This is a genomic window from Bacillus sp. FSL W8-1127 (genome assembly GCF_038006725.1).
GTDB classification, from domain to species: domain Bacteria; phylum Bacillota; class Bacilli; order Bacillales; family DSM-4216; genus Bacillus_O; species Bacillus_O smithii.
In genome coordinates, this window is the sequence record NZ_JBBOVU010000003.1 from 1 (window position 1) to 16,992 (window position 16,992).

The 16,992-nt window shown below is 36.9% G+C and carries 24 protein-coding genes; 16 read left to right on the forward strand and 8 right to left on the reverse strand.

Annotation, left to right across the window (positions count from 1 at the left end):
• The first annotated feature begins 190 nt into the window (after positions 1–190).
• Positions 191–595 (forward strand): PBECR3 domain-containing polyvalent protein, encoded by a 405-nt coding sequence (locus NST12_RS16790; protein WP_341030524.1) that lies wholly within the window; start codon positions 191–193, stop codon positions 593–595.
• Between the two features lie 257 nt (positions 596–852).
• Here the strand turns inward: NST12_RS16790 and NST12_RS16795 are convergent, their stop codons facing one another.
• Positions 853–1,089: a hypothetical protein gene (locus NST12_RS16795; RefSeq protein ID WP_327804132.1), complete on the reverse strand. Its 237-nt coding sequence runs from the start codon at positions 1,087–1,089 to the stop codon at positions 853–855.
• A 204-nt stretch (positions 1,090–1,293) separates the two neighbouring features.
• Here NST12_RS16795 and NST12_RS16800 point away from each other — a divergent pair, with 204 nt between their 5' ends.
• The 3 genes from NST12_RS16800 to NST12_RS16810 all read left to right on the forward strand — a co-directional run bounded on the left by NST12_RS16800 (position 1,294) and on the right by NST12_RS16810 (position 3,587).
• On the forward strand, positions 1,294–1,623 hold the full coding sequence (locus NST12_RS16800) for a hypothetical protein (protein ID WP_341102565.1): 330 nt from the start codon (positions 1,294–1,296) through the stop codon (positions 1,621–1,623).
• Positions 1,624–1,628: 5 nt separating this feature from the next.
• The gene (locus tag NST12_RS16805; protein WP_341102609.1) at positions 1,629–1,958 is read left to right on the forward strand and encodes a S24 family peptidase; all 330 of its coding nucleotides are present in this window, start codon (positions 1,629–1,631) and stop codon (positions 1,956–1,958) included.
• Positions 1,959–2,270: 312 nt separating this feature from the next.
• Entirely contained in the window at positions 2,271–3,587 is a 1,317-nt protein-coding gene (locus tag NST12_RS16810) for a replication protein (protein ID WP_341030542.1), read from the forward strand.
• Between the two features lie 154 nt (positions 3,588–3,741).
• Here the strand turns inward: NST12_RS16810 and NST12_RS16815 are convergent, their stop codons facing one another.
• From NST12_RS16815 to NST12_RS16825, 3 genes are all read right to left on the reverse strand, one after another.
• A complete protein-coding gene (locus NST12_RS16815) occupies positions 3,742–4,386 on the reverse strand; it encodes a hypothetical protein (protein ID WP_341030541.1) in 645 nt (214 codons plus the stop codon).
• A 675-nt stretch (positions 4,387–5,061) separates the two neighbouring features.
• Positions 5,062–5,769 (reverse strand): hypothetical protein, encoded by a 708-nt coding sequence (locus NST12_RS16820; RefSeq protein ID WP_341102568.1) that lies wholly within the window; start codon positions 5,767–5,769, stop codon positions 5,062–5,064.
• A gap of 205 nt (positions 5,770–5,974) precedes the next feature.
• Positions 5,975–6,682 (reverse strand): IS6 family transposase, encoded by a 708-nt coding sequence (locus NST12_RS16825; RefSeq protein WP_040038001.1) that lies wholly within the window; start codon positions 6,680–6,682, stop codon positions 5,975–5,977.
• A 243-nt stretch (positions 6,683–6,925) separates the two neighbouring features.
• Between NST12_RS16825 and NST12_RS16830 the strand changes: the two genes are divergently transcribed.
• The 5 genes from NST12_RS16830 (at position 6,926) to NST12_RS16850 (ending at position 9,194) form a co-directional block, all read left to right on the forward strand.
• On the forward strand, positions 6,926–7,279 hold the full coding sequence (locus NST12_RS16830) for a hypothetical protein (RefSeq protein WP_341030538.1): 354 nt from the start codon (positions 6,926–6,928) through the stop codon (positions 7,277–7,279).
• Positions 7,280–7,296: 17 nt separating this feature from the next.
• Positions 7,297–7,953: a hypothetical protein gene (locus tag NST12_RS16835; protein WP_270583826.1), complete on the forward strand. Its 657-nt coding sequence runs from the start codon at positions 7,297–7,299 to the stop codon at positions 7,951–7,953.
• Positions 7,954–8,119: 166 nt separating this feature from the next.
• Positions 8,120–8,410: a hypothetical protein gene (locus NST12_RS16840; RefSeq protein ID WP_270583827.1), complete on the forward strand. Its 291-nt coding sequence runs from the start codon at positions 8,120–8,122 to the stop codon at positions 8,408–8,410.
• A 405-nt stretch (positions 8,411–8,815) separates the two neighbouring features.
• Positions 8,816–8,959: a hypothetical protein gene (locus NST12_RS16845; protein ID WP_270583828.1), complete on the forward strand. Its 144-nt coding sequence runs from the start codon at positions 8,816–8,818 to the stop codon at positions 8,957–8,959.
• Positions 8,949–9,194: a phage terminase small subunit-related protein gene (locus NST12_RS16850; protein WP_270583829.1), complete on the forward strand. Its 246-nt coding sequence runs from the start codon at positions 8,949–8,951 to the stop codon at positions 9,192–9,194. The genes NST12_RS16845 and NST12_RS16850 overlap by 11 nt, the downstream gene beginning before the upstream one ends.
• A 926-nt stretch (positions 9,195–10,120) precedes the next feature.
• Here the strand turns inward: NST12_RS16850 and NST12_RS16855 are convergent.
• On the reverse strand, positions 10,121–10,384 hold the full coding sequence (locus tag NST12_RS16855; RefSeq protein ID WP_341102578.1) for a hypothetical protein: 264 nt from the start codon (positions 10,382–10,384) through the stop codon (positions 10,121–10,123).
• Entirely contained in the window at positions 10,374–11,159 is a 786-nt protein-coding gene (locus NST12_RS16860; RefSeq protein ID WP_327804147.1) for a hypothetical protein, read from the reverse strand. The genes NST12_RS16855 and NST12_RS16860 overlap by 11 nt, the downstream gene beginning before the upstream one ends.
• A gap of 371 nt (positions 11,160–11,530) precedes the next feature.
• Here NST12_RS16860 and NST12_RS16865 point away from each other — a divergent pair, with 371 nt between their 5' ends.
• Positions 11,531–11,701 carry a hypothetical protein gene (locus NST12_RS16865; protein ID WP_341102583.1) on the forward strand — a complete coding sequence of 57 codons (171 nt, stop codon included), beginning with the start codon at positions 11,531–11,533 and terminating at the stop codon, positions 11,699–11,701.
• A 44-nt stretch (positions 11,702–11,745) separates the two neighbouring features.
• Here the strand turns inward: NST12_RS16865 and NST12_RS16870 are convergent, their stop codons facing one another.
• Complete coding sequence (locus NST12_RS16870) at positions 11,746–11,973, reverse strand: helix-turn-helix domain-containing protein (RefSeq protein ID WP_327804145.1); 228 nt, start codon at positions 11,971–11,973, stop codon at positions 11,746–11,748.
• Positions 11,974–12,285: 312 nt separating this feature from the next.
• Here NST12_RS16870 and NST12_RS16875 point away from each other — a divergent pair, with 312 nt between their 5' ends.
• The 3 genes from NST12_RS16875 to NST12_RS16885 all read left to right on the forward strand — a co-directional run bounded on the left by NST12_RS16875 (position 12,286) and on the right by NST12_RS16885 (position 14,592).
• Positions 12,286–12,594: a hypothetical protein gene (locus NST12_RS16875; protein WP_341102586.1), complete on the forward strand. Its 309-nt coding sequence runs from the start codon at positions 12,286–12,288 to the stop codon at positions 12,592–12,594.
• A 172-nt stretch (positions 12,595–12,766) separates the two neighbouring features.
• Positions 12,767–13,942: an FtsK/SpoIIIE domain-containing protein gene (locus NST12_RS16880; protein WP_341102588.1), complete on the forward strand. Its 1,176-nt coding sequence runs from the start codon at positions 12,767–12,769 to the stop codon at positions 13,940–13,942.
• On the forward strand, positions 13,939–14,592 hold the full coding sequence (locus NST12_RS16885) for a replication-relaxation family protein (protein WP_341102592.1): 654 nt from the start codon (positions 13,939–13,941) through the stop codon (positions 14,590–14,592). Before NST12_RS16880 ends, NST12_RS16885 begins: the two co-directional genes overlap by 4 nt.
• 199 nt (positions 14,593–14,791) lie before the next feature.
• Here the strand turns inward: NST12_RS16885 and NST12_RS16890 are convergent, their stop codons facing one another.
• Positions 14,792–15,385 (reverse strand): MerR family transcriptional regulator, encoded by a 594-nt coding sequence (locus NST12_RS16890; RefSeq protein ID WP_341102595.1) that lies wholly within the window; start codon positions 15,383–15,385, stop codon positions 14,792–14,794.
• 221 nt (positions 15,386–15,606) lie between these two features.
• Here NST12_RS16890 and NST12_RS16895 point away from each other — a divergent pair, with 221 nt between their 5' ends.
• From NST12_RS16895 to NST12_RS16905, 3 genes are read left to right on the forward strand one after another with little or no spacing between them, the layout of a single operon-like run.
• Positions 15,607–16,455 carry a recombinase family protein gene (locus tag NST12_RS16895; RefSeq protein WP_341102598.1) on the forward strand — a complete coding sequence of 283 codons (849 nt, stop codon included), beginning with the start codon at positions 15,607–15,609 and terminating at the stop codon, positions 16,453–16,455.
• Positions 16,456–16,489: 34 nt separating this feature from the next.
• Positions 16,490–16,753: a hypothetical protein gene (locus NST12_RS16900; RefSeq protein ID WP_341102603.1), complete on the forward strand. Its 264-nt coding sequence runs from the start codon at positions 16,490–16,492 to the stop codon at positions 16,751–16,753.
• Positions 16,740–16,898: a hypothetical protein gene (locus NST12_RS16905; RefSeq protein ID WP_341102606.1), complete on the forward strand. Its 159-nt coding sequence runs from the start codon at positions 16,740–16,742 to the stop codon at positions 16,896–16,898. Before NST12_RS16900 ends, NST12_RS16905 begins: the two co-directional genes overlap by 14 nt.
• The last annotated feature ends 94 nt before the right edge of the window (positions 16,899–16,992 follow it).

Sequence of the window (16,992 nt, forward strand, 5' to 3'; positions counted from 1 at the left end):
CTGTTTAGATAACGTAAAAAGCCACCCTACTAAGAGGATGGCTTTTCTTTTTTAGGACCGCTCTGTGGCAATCAATTACAATTTTTGGGCTGCACTTAGCTTTTGCCAAAGAGCAATGTTAGTTTATTATACTCAATTTCATGTTTTTGCTTTATACTGGGGACAGAATTCTAAAAAGGTTGTAATATTTATGCAAATAACGATAAATCCATACGCTACAGATACACAGTTAGTGGGGATTATCCCTGAATGTATTATCACTTATTATTCTATTCAATGTGCTAGTCTTGAAGTGTATATGCCACCTGGTGTTTTAAAGCATTTAAAAAGGCGCGGTCATTGGAACGATTTTTTAACCTATCATCAAGATATTCCCGATATGATTGCAAATCCTGATTACGCTGGCCAAAATCCCAAAGAGCCTAATACGGTAGAAATATATAAAGTGGTTAACGATCACGTTCTTTTACCAATCAAATTAAATACGGCGAACGGCTTATTTTTGAGTTCATTTTATATATTGGATAACGGAGCAGACAAGATTCAAAAGCGGTTACGTGTTGGTCGTATTCATCCGTTTTCGTTCTTTACCTAATTATGTTTGATCCTTTCCGTGCGATTAGTTTACAAAAATGCGATTTTTGGTTATCATATAAGCAAGACAAGCGATACATTTTAAATCAGCAATTGAATATATTAACAAACATAAAGGTTATTTGAGGTGGGAAAGGTTCCCCACGCGCTACCCATTGGGTAGTTACCAGAGATCAGGATTGCCGCCCTGCGAATAACCTTTATGATCGACGGCCCTCTTCATCGTGAAGAGGGTTTTATGTTGGAGAAAAGCCGCTTTCAGTTCGTGCTGGAGCGGCTTTCTTTTTTCTCTAATTTGATTGTATAACCTAATAGGTCCGCTATCTTCAGAAAGTCCCTAACCCTTAAATAATCATTATCTAAAGCCGATTGAAAAGTCGATTTTGGGATTCCCAAGGCTTCTGCCACTTGTTTAAAGGTTTTATAATCAGTACCTTCCATCATTAAGCGTAAACAGTTTTTTAAGCTTATTTCATCTAAACTAATGTTCTTCATAGTATCATTCTCCCCTTATTCGACTCATATATTCGTTTTCAAAAACAATATTACGGTTTAATAACTGAATTTTAAATAAAAATGTAAAATATGGTTGAAAAAACGGATATACCGTTTTAAAATGATGATAGATTAAGGAATAAGGAGGTTAAAAGGTTATTAAATCAGCAATTTAACCAAGATCATGAAAGGGGAAAATTAAAAGTGAATATCGCGATATTAAGGAATTTTGATGGAACAATACTTGAAATCGATTCTGTCTTGTACAAAAACATTGAACATACTATTTATAGAATCATTAAGGGAGAACCCGAAAAGTTGCAGGAAGTTTATAACGTGTTTTACGGAAATACGGGGATCAGAAGAACATTTCTGGAATACAAAGACGCAGAATATGCCGTTAAGACTGAAGACGAAACAGATCCAGAGCAACTTTATATCAAAGGGATCGTGGATGGAATGCGAGTATTTTATACTTTCTTGCAAACTTATGGAAAATCATCAGATCGAATCGATTGGGGGAATGGATTGTGATAATGATGAGGGATGAATGCAGTACACAAGAAACGTACACGTTAGAAGTTGAAGGAAATGCTATGGAACCAACTATCTTAGAAGGTGACATTTTGGAAGTAGATCCGCTCCAAGAGCCAAAATCAAATGGTAAAGATCTCGCTGTTTTAAAAGTACATGACAAATACCATGTTTGCCGGTTCACACGTTTTGGTCGTCAAATATTAATGCTCCATGATAATGCACCTATTGTAGTCGTAAGAAGGGAACACGTAGAGATTGTAGGAAAGGTTGTTGGCGGAACATTTATAAATAAAGAAAACCACAGTGCTGGGAACACTATGGCTTTCGGTTAATTAATTAGTAATCAGTGAAATCATTATAACATACGGGGTAGCTTTAAAGAAGACTACATTTTAGACAAGAGGTGAAACTCTTGTCTTGTTTTTTCGTCAATTTTTAACTCGATAAGCAATTTTTTTTAATATTTGATAGAATAATAGGCATAAGAAAAACCTCGCTAGTTTGGCGACCGGACGAGGTTCTTCTGGAAAGGGGTAAGTGTACCCTTTGGGAAAGGACAAGTTATGCCCTTTTTTATCAATTTGTTGCTTTTATAATATCACAGGCATACGTTCCTTTCCACTATGGAGAGGAGGAATTTTTTTGTGAAGATTGATGGAAACTCCGCCAAAAATATAGACAAAGCCGTGTATCATGCGTGGTTTCACCATCATGATTCCGACGGTTGGATTACTGTAGCAAAGAAAACAGAGAATGGGACATTCAGACAATTTCACTTCAAACCGCAAGAATTAGCTGCAGAACTTTCGAAATGGCTCGGAGAGGACGTTTATTTCAGTCAGAATACATTTTATAAGCCTCAGCGAAAAATCGAAAATATACGCCAATTAAAGTCTTTATACGTTGATTTGGATTTTTATCTTTTCAATTATGATCCGTCGTGGGTGTTGGGAAAATTAGAACACGAATATTTTGGAGAATTGATTCCCGAACCTAATATTCTTATATTTAGTGGACAAGGATTAGTATTGATATGGTTACTCGATCCGGTTCCGTATAAGGCTCTTCCGCTATGGCAGGCGGTTCAAAATCATTTATTAGAGCAGCTAAAGGGATTGGGCGGGGATCCGAAGGCAACAGATGCAGCGCGTGTTTTTCGGATTGCTGGGAGCATTAATAGTAAAAATGGGGCGGAAGTAAGAGCGGAATATCGGCATGATTACAAATATGAGTTAAGGCAGATCCAATTTGATTACCTTCCGGAACTTAACGAAGCCGTCAATCCCGTTCCACAAAAGAAAAAACGAGGACGCAAAAAGAAAGTAGTTCAGTTATTCAATACATACAAGCTTCATTACGCACGGCTATTGGACTTAGTGAAACTGGTGGAGCTGCGGAATTACGAAGTAACTGGCTACCGAGAAATCATTTGCTTTTTATACCGTTATTGGTTGTGCTGCTATACGAACGATCCTGAAGAAGCCCTTTATCAAACGCATACGCTTAATTTGCAGTTTACGGTACCTTTACCCTTCCATGAGGTTGAAAGAGCCACCAGAAGCGCAGAAAAAGCGTGGGAAGCACGAAATAATGAAGAAGCTAATCGAATTGCCATCGAAAAAGGATATCCTGGTGCCGGATATAATCTAAGAAATTCTAAAATCATTGACTGGCTCGATATTACAAGGGAAGAGCAACGGCACCTTTCCACCATCATAGACGGCGTAGAGAAGCGGAGAAGAAAGCGTGAAAGGGATAGGGCTTACCAAGAGAAAAGAAGGCGTGAGCGTGGCGATATGACCCGCTCAGAGTACATTAAACAGCAGCATGATAAGACAGACGATAAACTTTTTAAGCTGCAACAATTATTAGAGAAGCATCCAAATGCCAAAAAGACTGAATTGGCCAAGATGCTCGGGGTTTCCCGTGTGCATTTATATCGTTTGTTGAAGCAATTATAAAAGTGTAACATGGTTCGTCGCCCTTATATTATGGGCGTAGCCTGCTCCCCTGATTATTTATACAGATGTATTAATTTTCAATTTTGCCTTATGTGGCAAAAAAGCATGGTTACTCATTTTCCAATACTGGAATAAGAGCGACCATGCTTTTTTATTATGATTGTTTTTGTTTTTTTCTGATACGGTAAGCTTCTTGTTTGCAGGCATTAGAGCAGTATTTCTGTCTTTTGACTTTTTTGAATGGGAGTTTGCAATTAGGATTTGCACAGATATAAACAGGTTCATTTTTAGAAATAAGATCCCATAGGTCGTAATAAATGGCATTGATTAAATAATTAGTTGTTTTGCTTTCTTGGACGATAAACCCTAGTGGGGGTTTGTTTGTTTCGATGATATCAGTAGCAATATTGTTTATGCTACGGTGAGTTTGTTCATTTACGTTTCTAATCAAAACGGTTCTTGCGATTCCGAGAAAATCGCCTTTTTCTACAGGTTCTGAATGAATTAAACATCCAGTAGGGCTGCCGTCTGACCATTCAATGATGTAAGTGTAATTTCTTTCTTCTCGAAACTGTTTTATTTGTCTCAGCATATTTCCAGTAGGGAAGTTGAGATTATAGGTGGTTTTAATGAAGTTATATAAATCTTCACGTTCTTTGGTTTCTTTTACTTTTCTTTGGTAACATTCAGGACAGTGATTTTTTCCTGCTCCTTCACCGGTGGGAGAATATTTAATCAGAACCTCTTTGGGGTATTTTTTGTTGCAATACCCATAGCATTTAAGTAATCTATTGCTCATGATCGAACCTCCGTTTCTCAATTTTTGTTATTATATCTGGGCCATTGGAAACGTAAATTCGAACACAAAAAAAGATGGATAATTACCTATCATTTTTTAAATAATTTATTAAATAAGTTTTTAAATAAATCTTTAATTGAAATAATTGTATCCTTAAAAATATCGTAGATAGCTCCCAAGAAAACACAGATAGCCATTATAACTAGAAGGGTATTAACTATATAATTTATGGTGAGATATATTGATACCATTTCTTATCCTCCGGTCACTTATTTGAATTTCATATTTTTTATATCTGGGGGATCTGAAACGTAAATTAAAGGGATAAATTTTTTGAAAAGGATAAAATATGGTAAAATTAAAATGGGTTTATTTTGTAATTGAAAAATTTATAGAGAAGGAGAATGTCGATGCTCTTTAAGGAAAGTAGTAAGGAAGGAAAAAAAGATGCGAATATCGCGTACTTCGTAACCTTTGTATTTTGGGGAATAATTCTTTTTATAAATTCTATTTTTGAAACTTTCTTTAATAGAGATTTCATTTCTAACTCATGGATTATTCTAATTTCAGGACTAATCATTTTCTTTATCACAGATTACTTAAATAGAATGAAGAGAGAATCAAAAAGAACATAAAAAATCTTAGGCTGTATACTTTAGCCTAAGATTTTTTTGATTATCTTACTGCAGAACAAGACCAGTTATGAGTTGCTCCTATTCTAACATCTTTAATGATTACACCTTTATTATATCTATTGCATGCGTTTAACACTGCTGCACCTAATGTAGGAATAGCAATAATCATTGCAGTAATCCAGGTAGGGCTTTTAGCAAAGTATTTAGCAATAGCCGTCATCAGACCCCAACCTGCTCCATGAACTCCTATCATCTTAATAATATCGTTAACCTGTTGGTTTGAAAGTTTATATGTTTTGACGGACCCAATAGTCGAAGCTATAGAGAATGTATTTTCTTTAACTTCTGTTCCACTCTGGGTAGAAGTGTTGTTCATAGAATTATAGTAATAATTAAGGGTAGCCAAAGTTAGCTCAACATCGAATTTACCATCGTTTTGTTTATATACTTGCTCATATAAATAATAAAACTCTTTTGCTTCTTTACTCAATTTATTGATGTCTTTTTGAGTATTCGCAGATAAGTTGTCCATATTGACTTTCCGATCTAGCTCCGAAATAACATTTACCATTTTTTGAACATCGGCGACTTGCTCTTTAGTTACACTTTTTTTCAATTCCTTTATGTCTACTTTCTGGATTGTAGAAGGTGGGGAATCCTGTGCTTGAGCAAATGATGTAATAGGAACACTAGAACCTAAAAGGGTGACCGCAGAGACAAAACTAATGACGCCTTTTTTAAACTTCAAAACTACCATTTCCTTTCCAATTGTTTTAAACAATTTCATTATAACGGAAATATTTCAAAATTGTTTATCAAATTTCAAATATTAGAAAAATGGTAGTAAATACCCATTTTTGGAAATGGGTCTTGGCTCATATATAAAATTGGGTTCTGGTGCAAAGATTGCATTTATTTGAAAGAGGTATATGGATTGCTAATGGAATCTGTTCTTATGCAGCCATTCCAAATAATTGATGAATGAACTTCACTTGATTTTGGACAGACTTGTCCCGTAAAGCAAGTTGTCCTTTTTTAATGGTATGCATCGCTTCTATTCCCGAAAGAATAGATTTGGCGGTACGAAATGTTTTTAATCCTAACATCGAACGAACTCTCTTTTTAATAAAACGATGATCTTGTTCTACAATGTTATTCAGATATTTTATCTGCCTTATTTGGATGCCTACGGGCATCTTTTTCTCTTTCCTCAACTCTTCGATCGCCATAGGATAGGCTGGGTTCTTGTCTACTGTGATAACACGGGGCTTTGAAACATGAAAAGACCGCAAAGCTTTCTTGAAAAAGTGCTTTGCAGCCTTATGATCCCTTGTTTTGCTTAAATAAAAATCAATCGTATTTCCTTCTGAATCAACGGCACGATATAGGTACATCCATTGACCTTTGACTTTCACATACGTCTCATCGACTCTCCAAGAATCATTGGTTGGCGTAAGATGACGCCGTACTCGCTCATCTAATTCAGGACCATACTGATGAACCCAACGCATGATGGTTGTATGAGCAATGGATAAGCCGCGTTCTTCCATCATTTCGACTAAATCACGAAAACTGAGGTTGTACCGTAGGTACCATCTTACGGTTAATAAAATAATATCAGGTTGATAATGTTTCCACTTGAATAGATTTTGCTTTTCCATACTGATCACGTCCTTTTTTGGAGTACTAGTATCAGTATGTCCAAGATTTAGAGATTATTTGCAAGTATCTTGCAGTTTTTGCACCAGAACCACTTTATTCACCTCATATTCGCTTCAAATTTGCCGTATTTCGGTTTTTTGACCGTTGCTAATATAAAAAACATTTGGAACGTATCAAAGACTCTTAAATCGGCAAAATGGGGCTTATTTTTAACTCCTTATTGTGGAATGGAGGGATAAAAAATGACTCCTGAAAAAATAAGAAAAGCCGTAGAGAATTATCACGATTTATTGATTAAGCAAGAAAAACTGCAGAAAAGATTGATTCGTTTAAGCGGCAGAGATCCAGAACAAGAAATAGCAGTTTTACAGCGATTACAAATCATAGAACAAATGATAGAATTCATTGATTACGCCATATATGAAGAAGATATTTTGACGATTAGGGAATCGGCTGCGGTAGATTACCGAAGGGACGGATTTACGTATGAAAAAATTGGAGAAATTTTTTCAGTTACCAGAGAAAGTATTAGAAAAACTTTAGAGTCTGCCTATAAAAAGATGGCTGAAGTCGCTAAAAATCAAAATATTGCGTAAGTAAAGGAAGTGCCTGCATGTATCACATGAGTGAGTCTGAATTTATGCAGTATGAAATGGCCGAAAGACGATTACATGATTTACGTAAGCAACATGCTATCGAATTGCAGCAGGCATACGATAACATCCATCCAACAAGAACGTGTTTTGATTATCAAACAGGGACGTTGTATTGGGAAAGTGTAAATCCAGAAAAATACGCCATCTATTTAATTGAATTGAGAGAGGAACACGAAAGAACGGAAAAGTGGTGGGAATTACGAGCTTCTGCTTACAGAGAAGCTTTGGAATTGCTTACTGAAGAAGAACGCAATTATATAAGTCCCTACGAATATGGCAATTATCAAAAGCGTCAAAACGTCCGTAAAAAATTGCGTCAGATTCTAACAGAAATTGTTTCAACTAGACCCGAGTTACAACGTCAATCTGTTTCATTAGATGAAATAGAAGACATGGAGGAAGCGGATCGACGCATTGAAAACATGAGTATGGAAGAATTGATGGAGGATTATTGGGATTTAGACGAACAGATCAATGAAGAACGCTTAAAAGAACGGTGTATTCGTCTTTATGAAACGTATGACATGACGTATTTAGAAATTGGGAGATTGTTAGGTATCAGAACGTCTAGAGTGAAGAAATATGTTGGCCATAAAAGGGCAGCGAATTCATGACCAATAGAATGCAAGAGCATAAGGAATTTTTGCCCCCACCGAGGGTGTGGGATCAGGCAGTGCCTGATAAAACGGTGGGGACAGAAAAAAGGCGATTCGCCCACAAAAAGTCCACTAAAGTCCCACGAATAGCCCACAATTTTTATGTGAAGGGATGTAGAAAATAATGGACCGTGATCCAAAGACAGGCCGCTTTCTTCCTGGCAATAAAGCAGCGGTTGGTAATCGAGGAAATCGCAATCCGAAATGGGGTAACAAGAACGCATTAAAGCACGGATTTTATGGAAAAGTATCACTTTGGAAAGTGCAGAATGATGGGAATCTCCGTATATCTCAAAGTGGCGGATTAGCGGTCATTATAAAGCCCGGTGGATTCATAAAAGATAAGGATGGATCCATTATGCTTCGTAATGACATTGTAGAAAAGTTGAGGGAGATGGGATTTGTGCTTAGGTGAGTAGCGTTCTTTTCTATTGGGCCTGTCCAAAGTTGGATAACCCCGAATATGAATCGAAAACACTCGAATAAGAAGGTGAGCTAAATGCAGCAACCGATCAAGCAAGAAGAAATAGATGGATGCAAATTCATTTACAAGACCAGTAAAGAACATACTTTGAAACTTTGGATAAGTTTCTTGTCTAAAGTAAAAACCTCAAAATCAAAAGACTCAACCAAGTAGGATTCCGGATGAATCAGTTACTTAGAAGACTCTCATTTTAATGACGGTATTACACGTTGATGAAGATGACCTAGCGGTCCACGAGGTCACCGTAAGGGTGTAACACTCGACACCCTTGATGGAATAATAAAAAACAACAGGAGTTAAAAACAATACTGAATACCGAGGAAGGAAGACGATCAAATGAAACAACTATCAGAAGAAACGCAACGTAAAATTGTTGAGTTCTTCATGAAAACATCAGTACCACGTATTCTTGCTCTTGAAAAAGAAGAAAGCCTCGTTAAAGAAAATGAAAAGGAGGATTTCTTAAATTGTGGCCATTAAAAAATATGACTGGAAAAAGGCTGAGCAGTTTTTCATGGATTCGGGATATGAGAGTCGACTTTCTTTAAAAGATATTAGTGAACGGTTTAATATCCCTTATCAGACCGTTAGAAGATATGCAGCGGCTCATAAATGGCATAGCAAACGTTATAGAGCGTGGTTTAAAGAAAAGCATGGAATGGATTTTGAGAAATATTTAAAGGCTTCATATGAGGATGTAATGAATAGAGATTAAATGCTACAAAGCATGGTAAATCATGGTCAAATTTTTATGCTACAAACTGTTGCAAAATGTTGCCTGAATTTTATGCTACAAACCCTAATAAATCCTAATAAATGTAAGATGCTGGCTAGCTATTAGTAAGGCTTATAAATGCTACAAAACCTGATAAAACCTCACTTTTTTGTATATATAGAGCGCTCCTTTTGAAAGGTAACGTTACTATTGAAACGTTCCTTATTCCGAACGTTGTACAACAAAAAAGATGCTAAGGTTTTTGCAACGTTGCACTATGGTGAATCATGGTATTCCAAAACTAACACAAACTCAATTTCCAAAACAAAACTCAAATAAGCCAAGGGTTGCAAAGGATTGAGCCCTTGGGAACGTTACTATTCAATGGTAACGTTTGCGTTTTATTGCAGTACTGTTTGTAGTACTCCGAAGAAATACTACAAAAGGATGCAACCTTTGTGTGCAACCTCATGCAACCTTTACCGTTGCAAAATGTTGCAATTATGCACCTTTAAACATAGAGAAAATGTGGTTTTTATGCGGATTTTAAGCGGGAAAACATAAGGAAAACGTAAGGGAAAAACAAAGGATTTACAAAGAAACTACAAAGAAAAAAACTCACATTTGACTCACATCTATAGAAGATTTAAGCAACATTTTTTCAACAAAAAAGAGTGTTCCAGAAACTTTTATCATACTTTTCCCATACCAAAAAGCGGGACAAAGTTGGGACAAATCCGGGACAAAAATCATGCAAAAAATCGAGAAAAAACGCAAACGTTCGATAAGGCCTTTAACAACGTTTTTTTGGAGTACATGCTTACAAATGCTAACTTTTTTTCGAAACGAACACGGTAAAGAAATGCAACGTTACTAAAAATATTAGAAATAAAAAAACCCTACCGAAAATTCAGCAGGGGATATATTTAGGCCAAAATGGTTTTCTTCATTGTGGAAGTAACAGCTTGCAAAAATTTATTTACATCTCTTACAACGCGCGTAGGCTTTAATTCTCTGTGAGTCCGACGAAGAGTTTGAATGTCACGTGCTCCATAGATGCTAAGGTTTGCTGAAGGTACGTGTTCCTTAATAAACCGATAGGCATTTCTTCCATCAACAGGAGTCGGAGCTTCTAAGATTACCGTGATATTTTTTGTTGTTAAGGAAATGTAAACCTTGCTACTTTTCATCAACTTCCACCTCTTTTTCTGATGACAGGAAGAAATCTTCATCCTCGTCATCTAAAAAGTCATCTAAATCGTCAATAAAGTCTTCGTCATCCTCATCAGCAAAAGCTTTCTCATAGATAAAATCAACATATGATTGAATCTGCAGACCGTCGTTATCAGGTAAACGCGGAACATCTTCAAGCCAGTTCCTTAAATCTATCGCGTATTGATTCAGTTCTGCATTGTCTATTTTGTATATATTAGCATGTAAATATTCATTTAACAATGCCTGAGCCCTTGTCCAAAACTGGATTTCAATGGGAAAAACAAAATTATTAGGCTTGATATTAACGTGTATACCTGTATATCCGTCATCATGCTTTTTACCTTCTGTTTGGTCTACTATGCTACAAGCATCATTAAATGGACAATGAGAGACAAACTCTTCAACGATTTTTTTTAGGGTTTCAATGTCTGTTTTTAAAACAAATCGCATTCCTAAAATGTCATTGGCCACTTTGAAAAGTTTCTTTTCCATATTCAGTCGTTCAAATTTTAACTTTATGGAAGGAGCATCTTTATATCTATATGTAAAGTCTACGCCGGGTAATCCTCCGAGCATTTCGACCATTTTGGCAGGAACTTCGAAAGTTTTTAGATAGAAATCTTCTGTTAGTTCGAGCAATTTCTGAAAAATCTCTTCATCGAAGCCTTTGACCCTTTTGCTACCCGGGAACCAAGGGCTCTCTGAAATGATCTCTCCTATCAATGCCCATAATTCTTTATAAGGTAACATACGTGTGCCAACCCCTTGTTTATATAGCGATCCTTAAGGTTACTTTAGCACATTTAACTCTAGATGATTAGTAAAATATAACATTGTCGCAAAGTGATTAACCGCTCGTTCACGGTACTTTCTTTTAGATATAGTCGGGTTTTGTTCAGTGTCTTTGTAGTTAGGACAAACCATTTCCATTCTTGAATTTGAAGCATCTACAAATAAGTCCTTCGAACGGATCCCCCTGACGTGTGCATTCAAATATGCACGTCGATTCCTGCGTGTTATCGGCCATTCTATTTTTTTTGAATTTTTTATCAAAAAGTATTCGAATATCCATTTTTGCCTTGTAAAATGTTTGAAATTCCGGAAAGGAGGGTTGTAAAAATATGTTCGATGACCAGCAATTAAAGCTCGAAGTACGATACACCGTTCAGTTTACAGAAGAGGAGATAAATCGCATCAGAGCATTGATACCAACGAAGAATATAAGTTACTTGGATTTACGTATCTTATACAAGATGGAACGTGCTCTTCAGACTCTTGGAGAAGTATATTAGGAAGAATCAAATAAAATAAGCCTTTGCGTTATGCAAGGGCTTATTTACATACTCCAGAAGTCGTCATAATCAACGTTTTTACCGGTAAGCTCACGAATGGCTTTTATGACCTTTTGTGCGTTTTTCATGGATGGCTGAAAAGCGTCACCGCTGCAAAGACGACTTATTGTTGCTTTATTTACCTTACTTTTTTTTACAAGCTCCTGCTGCGAAATACCATGCCTATCTAAAAACTTTCCCAATTTACTCCTGGGTTTTCCTAATCCGAACACCTTCGTTTCCTCCCTAAGTTATTCTTAGGCACCAGTCTGTCCAAAAGTTACTTTTTCTAAACTTTACGAAAATGAGAAAAATGGACAAGCCGTTCATCATAGGATTTATCAAAGCTTTTTTCTGATTGAAACCAAAGAACCTAACAAAACCTGACACTTGTTTTTGTTTTGATACTTAACAATGTACCTTTATCAAAGCAATGACGGTCTATGTTCAACTTAGGCCGAAGACAACAAATCTGTTTAAAGGGAGATGAACCGAAAAATCGATGACCGGAATAAAATTCCGCTCAAAAAAAGGGGGTGATTAACATGAAAAAACGAACAGAAATCATTAATTTTAAGGATTTTATGAAAAACAAAAAGGGGGTGAATAATCCTTACTCCCTTAAACAACACGCATTGGCGGCTTATTCTTTGCATCCGCTCACCGTTATCGATGTGAACTTTATTTTAATCGCTACAGGTATTGTTCTTGTTGCTATCTTTGAAAAGATGCTAGCAGAAAAGGGGCTTCTAAATATTGCATCCTCCATATCCAGTATTCTTCGCATAGCCTTTCCAGTGACTGCAGCCGGTTCGATTATTTACCTTCTTTCCCATGCGCCCTATTTGTTATAGCGTGCTCAACGCTCAATTTTGAGCGCATTATTAAGAATACCGTCTACTACTACTTTTTCTGAAGTATTCTCTGGTTATTGGTGGGGACAAATTGTCACTATGTGTCGTGCCAACTTGTCACTATGGTCGTGCCAATAACGAAAACAGATTACTGCTGCTGCGAGGTGATCCCATGCTTAAAGATTGGCTAGCAAAACAAAAAGCAAAATCCGCCCTGTTGCAAGTATTTCGAAATGCTGATTTATGGATCCCGTATTCTTATGGGTCCAGTTCTGGACGCATTTATCCCAAGATTCATTCTATTAAGTTTGATTCCAACAACAAATGCCTTAGTTATGTCTTTACTTTGCCTATAGGGATGGATCCAAAGGAAATCAAAAAGAAACTGTACTGTTTTCAACAAGTATTTGGGAAGAACATTGAATTAAAAGGGGAAATAAAGAAATTTCATCTAATAGTTTACGGAAGCGTTCTTCCTACCGTTCTCCGTTACGATTATGAAAAGTACGTTCCCCAATTCAGGGGAATGTCACTGCCAATCGTAGCTGGCATGGACCTAAATGGAAGTACTGTTGTATTTGATCTGGTGAAAAATCCGCATATATTAATCGCTGGCGAAACGGGGTCCGGAAAATCAACACAGCTGCGAAGCATATTAACAACGCTCATTCAAGCGTTACCGGCAGAACGGTTACAACTGTTCCTTTGTGACTTAAAACGTTCAGAATTCCATATTTTTCGGCAGGTGGAACACGTTCGAGGACTGTTCTACACCGCTCGAGAGATGTGGCCAATGCTTCAATATCTGCAAAAGGAAATGCAAAGAAGAGGCGACGCCCTGGATACAAACGAGGTCGCTCATATCGATGATTTAGCCGATCCACCGCCTTATATCGTCCTTTGTATCGACGAAGTAGCCTTGCTGCAAAAAGAGAAAAAACTGATGGAAATTGTAGAGGAAATTAGTGCTATTGGCCGGGCTTTAGGTGTATTTTTGATTTTATCCATGCAACGGCCGGACCGTAATGTCTTGGATGGGAAGCTAAAAAACAATTTAACCGTTCGGATGGGATTCAAATGTGCTGATTTAATCAATTCACGCATTATAGGAACACCAGGAAGCGAAAAATTAGAAAAAGAAGGAAGAATGTTACTAAAAATACCAACTTATTCCGATCTGAAAGAAATTCAGGCCCCGTATTTGGCGATTTCAGAGGCGAAAAAAATTCTTGAAGGGTTTTACTCTCCAAAAAGGAAAAATGCCTATAAACACGGTTTAAACGCTTCTGGAGACGTTATCGATTTAAAAGAAAATAAGAATGGTATTTTTGAGGTGTTAGATGAATGAGAAAAAGGGATTTAGCAATCATGAGGGATTTGGAACGTTTTCGGTGTTTGACCCGTGATGATATTATTGATCTTCATTTTTCACGTTTGAAACAGCCGGTTACTTGCTGCAATACCGTTCTGAAAAGGTTGCGAAGGGATGGATATATCGAAGTAAATACGAATCATCAACCTTATTTGTACTTTCCTTCTCCTGCATCGATTAAAAAGGATTCAACTAAAATACCTCATTTTTTGAAAATCGTTGAGTTTTATAAGTCACTCCTGAAATTTGAGGAGCCAAAAACATTTATTGTCGAACCGAAATACGGAAAAGGATATATGGAACCAGATGCCTTTATGATCTGGAAACGGGCACCGTTCTTCGTGGAGATTCAGCGTTCTATTTATTCGGCACGGGTAATGGATGAAAAAGTGAAGCGTTATGAGGAATATTTCTTTTCTAATGAATGGCAGCAAGAAGCCTGGCAACCGCAAAACAAAAAGGTGTTCCCGGCCGTGATCATAATAACCGATACCCGATATAACATTGAAAGTTCATATATACGGTTCTTTCAGGTTGCAAACATTTCAGAACTGGTAAGCATGTTTGAATCAAAAAATCAGAATATAAAAATATCCGGATCTTCTTTGAAACTGAAATCCGGATAACTGTACACCCTTTTCGCAAAAAATGCGTATAGAAACTATATAGAATGATATGTAGAGTTTATGTAGAAACCATACAAAAACCATATAGAAACTATATAGAAAACTGAAATAATCTGTCCCCACCGTTTTATCAGGCACTGCCTGATCCCACACCCTCGGTGGGGGCAAAAATTCCTTATGCTCTTGCATTTCATCCGAGCTATTTACCAAACCAACGGGACCAAAACCCCTTCTTTTTTTCTCTTTCCTCTTTTTCCCTTTCCTCTTTTGCTGCGGCGATCATTTTCCGAGTTTCCATTGATTCTTTAAGAGACTTCATAAGCAATTGGTCTCTTGTATTCAACCGCTCGTCTATGTACTTTTGTTGATCTTCGAGCCGCTGCATTAATTCCCGGTTAGCTCTTAATAACTCCTGATTGAATTGCTCTTGTTTTTTGGATCTCTCCAGTAGTTCTTCAAGAATTTCATTAGAACGCTTAAAATCACGCTTTGCAATTTCATTTTCAGGGAGAACGCTAGGCGTTCTTGTTTCGGACGCTTCTGTTTTATACTTTGATGCAATAACTTTGGCGGCGTTCTCTAATGAAAAATTCTCTCCTTGAACTAACTTTTGAAAGTATTTAAGAGCAACTATATCCTGTTCCACAAACAAGCGCCTTTGAGTATCCGTTCTTGTAAAATGATATCCGTTCTCTTCTAATGCAAGACACCACTTCCTTAGAGTGCTGGTTCCAATATCTAATGTCAAGCTTACTTCCTTTGGTGTATAAGCTTTTTCGAATTCTTCGTTCATTGTTCCGGCCGCCTTTCAAAATCGTTCTATAAAACGTTCTTTTTATAGATTAGATGTCTACCTTCATTTTCCTTCAATTTCACAACAACAACAACAACAATTTTCACGATAAAAATAAAACATAAATATTAATAAATCAATAATTTAAGGTTTATTTTATTAAAAGTATTTACAATTACTTTTAATATGTGGTATATTCTTCTCAAGAAGAAAATGGAAAAATGGGGCTGGATATAATGGTTAAGACTGAAATAAAAAGGGTTGTCGGTTATGCTCGTATTAGTTCGGATTCTCAAATAGAAAACACTTCTATACCGGAACAAAAGGAACGGATTGAGGCTTATGCAAAAAGTCAGGGATGGAAGTTGGATCGCATTTTTGTAGATGAAGGTTTTACAGGTTCAAATGATGACCGTGACGGATATAAAGAAATGATGGAGTACATTAAGGATCCTGATAACGAAGTGTCAGCAATAGTTGTAGTGAAAGCAGACCGTATCCATAGAAGATTAAAAAATCTGCTTATCTTGATTGAGGATGTACTGGAACCGAACGGAATTGCTTTCATATCCGTTTCAGAACATTTCGACACGTCTACACCCCAAGGAATGCTCTTCCTTCAAATGATCGGGAGCTTTGCAGAGTTCGAGCGTTCTGTTATTAATGAGCGTACTAAGGGCGGACGCTTGGCCACAGCGAAGAAAAATAAATATGCCGGAGGTCAGGTCCCTTATGGTTACGAGGTAATAAATGGAGAAATTCAAGTCATTGATAATCAGGCTTTTGTTGTTAAAAGGATTTTTCAAGAATTCATTGACGGTAAGAGTTACTACAAAATAGCAAAGTTGCTTAATAAAGAGGGTGTCCCGACAAAAACGGGTAAGAATTGGTCTCCACAAACGGTTAAGAATGTAGTACATACAGAGACTTATACAGGATTCAATACTTATGACGGGGAAAAAGAGCAAAATGGGATAAAACAAAAAGGGGTATTTCCTCGAATTATAAGCCGCCAAATGTGGCATAAGGCGCAATCTCGCTTAAATGAAAGGGATAATGAAAATGAGTAATTTATATAAAAATTCCATAGGGAGGTCTTCGAAAATGTCTGTTATTGATCGATTAGAAATCATAGACGGTTATTTTGATGGTGATCGGTTTATTATGAGAAGTATTGCTGGATATCCAGTTGATGGAGCGTATAAAGCTAATGGATTACGTTCAATGGCTCGATTGATTGAGGGAGATGATCCGATTAACTTAATCATCGACAAAGAAAGAACTATTTTTATTCCGGTTGAGAAAAATGAACAATTAAAACAGGAATTATTCATGATTGCGGGTGAATTGGAACGTGAAAAAATTTAAAATTGGCAACACCACTGTTGTGATCTACTCCCAGTTGGTACTCATGAGTGCTGACGAACGGAAAGAATGGTACCGAAAGGAGTGGGAAAAAGGCAACCCCGTTCTAAAACAAATCGCTCATGCGGTGATCGATTGCTACCGTTAATGAATCAGTTGCAACAAGATCAATTAGACGACAATGAGAGGGGGTCGGTATTGGTGGGCACCCTTGACGTAAGTTCAACTGACAGTAGCCGAAG

Coding starts and splice junctions, on each gene's coding strand:
- NST12_RS16830 (WP_341030538.1), top strand. CDS start 6,926: ATGACTCCTGAAAAAATAAGAAAAGCCGTAGAGAATTATCACGATTTA.
- NST12_RS16860 (WP_327804147.1), bottom strand. CDS start 11,159: ATGTTACCTTATAAAGAATTATGGGCATTGATAGGAGAGATCATTTCA.
- NST12_RS16825 (WP_040038001.1), bottom strand. CDS start 6,682: ATGGAAAAGCAAAATCTATTCAAGTGGAAACATTATCAACCTGATATT.
- NST12_RS16815 (WP_341030541.1), bottom strand. CDS start 4,386: ATGAGCAATAGATTACTTAAATGCTATGGGTATTGCAACAAAAAATAC.
- NST12_RS16855 (WP_341102578.1), bottom strand. CDS start 10,384: ATGAAAAGTAGCAAGGTTTACATTTCCTTAACAACAAAAAATATCACG.
- NST12_RS16885 (WP_341102592.1), top strand. CDS start 13,939: ATGAGAAAAAGGGATTTAGCAATCATGAGGGATTTGGAACGTTTTCGG.
- NST12_RS16845 (WP_270583828.1), top strand. CDS start 8,816: ATGAAACAACTATCAGAAGAAACGCAACGTAAAATTGTTGAGTTCTTC.
- NST12_RS16865 (WP_341102583.1), top strand. CDS start 11,531: ATGTTCGATGACCAGCAATTAAAGCTCGAAGTACGATACACCGTTCAG.
- NST12_RS16840 (WP_270583827.1), top strand. CDS start 8,120: ATGGACCGTGATCCAAAGACAGGCCGCTTTCTTCCTGGCAATAAAGCA.
- NST12_RS16895 (WP_341102598.1), top strand. CDS start 15,607: ATGGGGCTGGATATAATGGTTAAGACTGAAATAAAAAGGGTTGTCGGT.
- NST12_RS16890 (WP_341102595.1), bottom strand. CDS start 15,385: ATGAACGAAGAATTCGAAAAAGCTTATACACCAAAGGAAGTAAGCTTG.
- NST12_RS16790 (WP_341030524.1), top strand. CDS start 191: ATGCAAATAACGATAAATCCATACGCTACAGATACACAGTTAGTGGGG.
- NST12_RS16875 (WP_341102586.1), top strand. CDS start 12,286: ATGAAAAAACGAACAGAAATCATTAATTTTAAGGATTTTATGAAAAAC.
- NST12_RS16900 (WP_341102603.1), top strand. CDS start 16,490: ATGTCTGTTATTGATCGATTAGAAATCATAGACGGTTATTTTGATGGT.
- NST12_RS16795 (WP_327804132.1), bottom strand. CDS start 1,089: ATGAAGAACATTAGTTTAGATGAAATAAGCTTAAAAAACTGTTTACGC.
- NST12_RS16835 (WP_270583826.1), top strand. CDS start 7,297: ATGTATCACATGAGTGAGTCTGAATTTATGCAGTATGAAATGGCCGAA.
- NST12_RS16880 (WP_341102588.1), top strand. CDS start 12,767: ATGCTTAAAGATTGGCTAGCAAAACAAAAAGCAAAATCCGCCCTGTTG.
- NST12_RS16805 (WP_341102609.1), top strand. CDS start 1,629: ATGAGGGATGAATGCAGTACACAAGAAACGTACACGTTAGAAGTTGAA.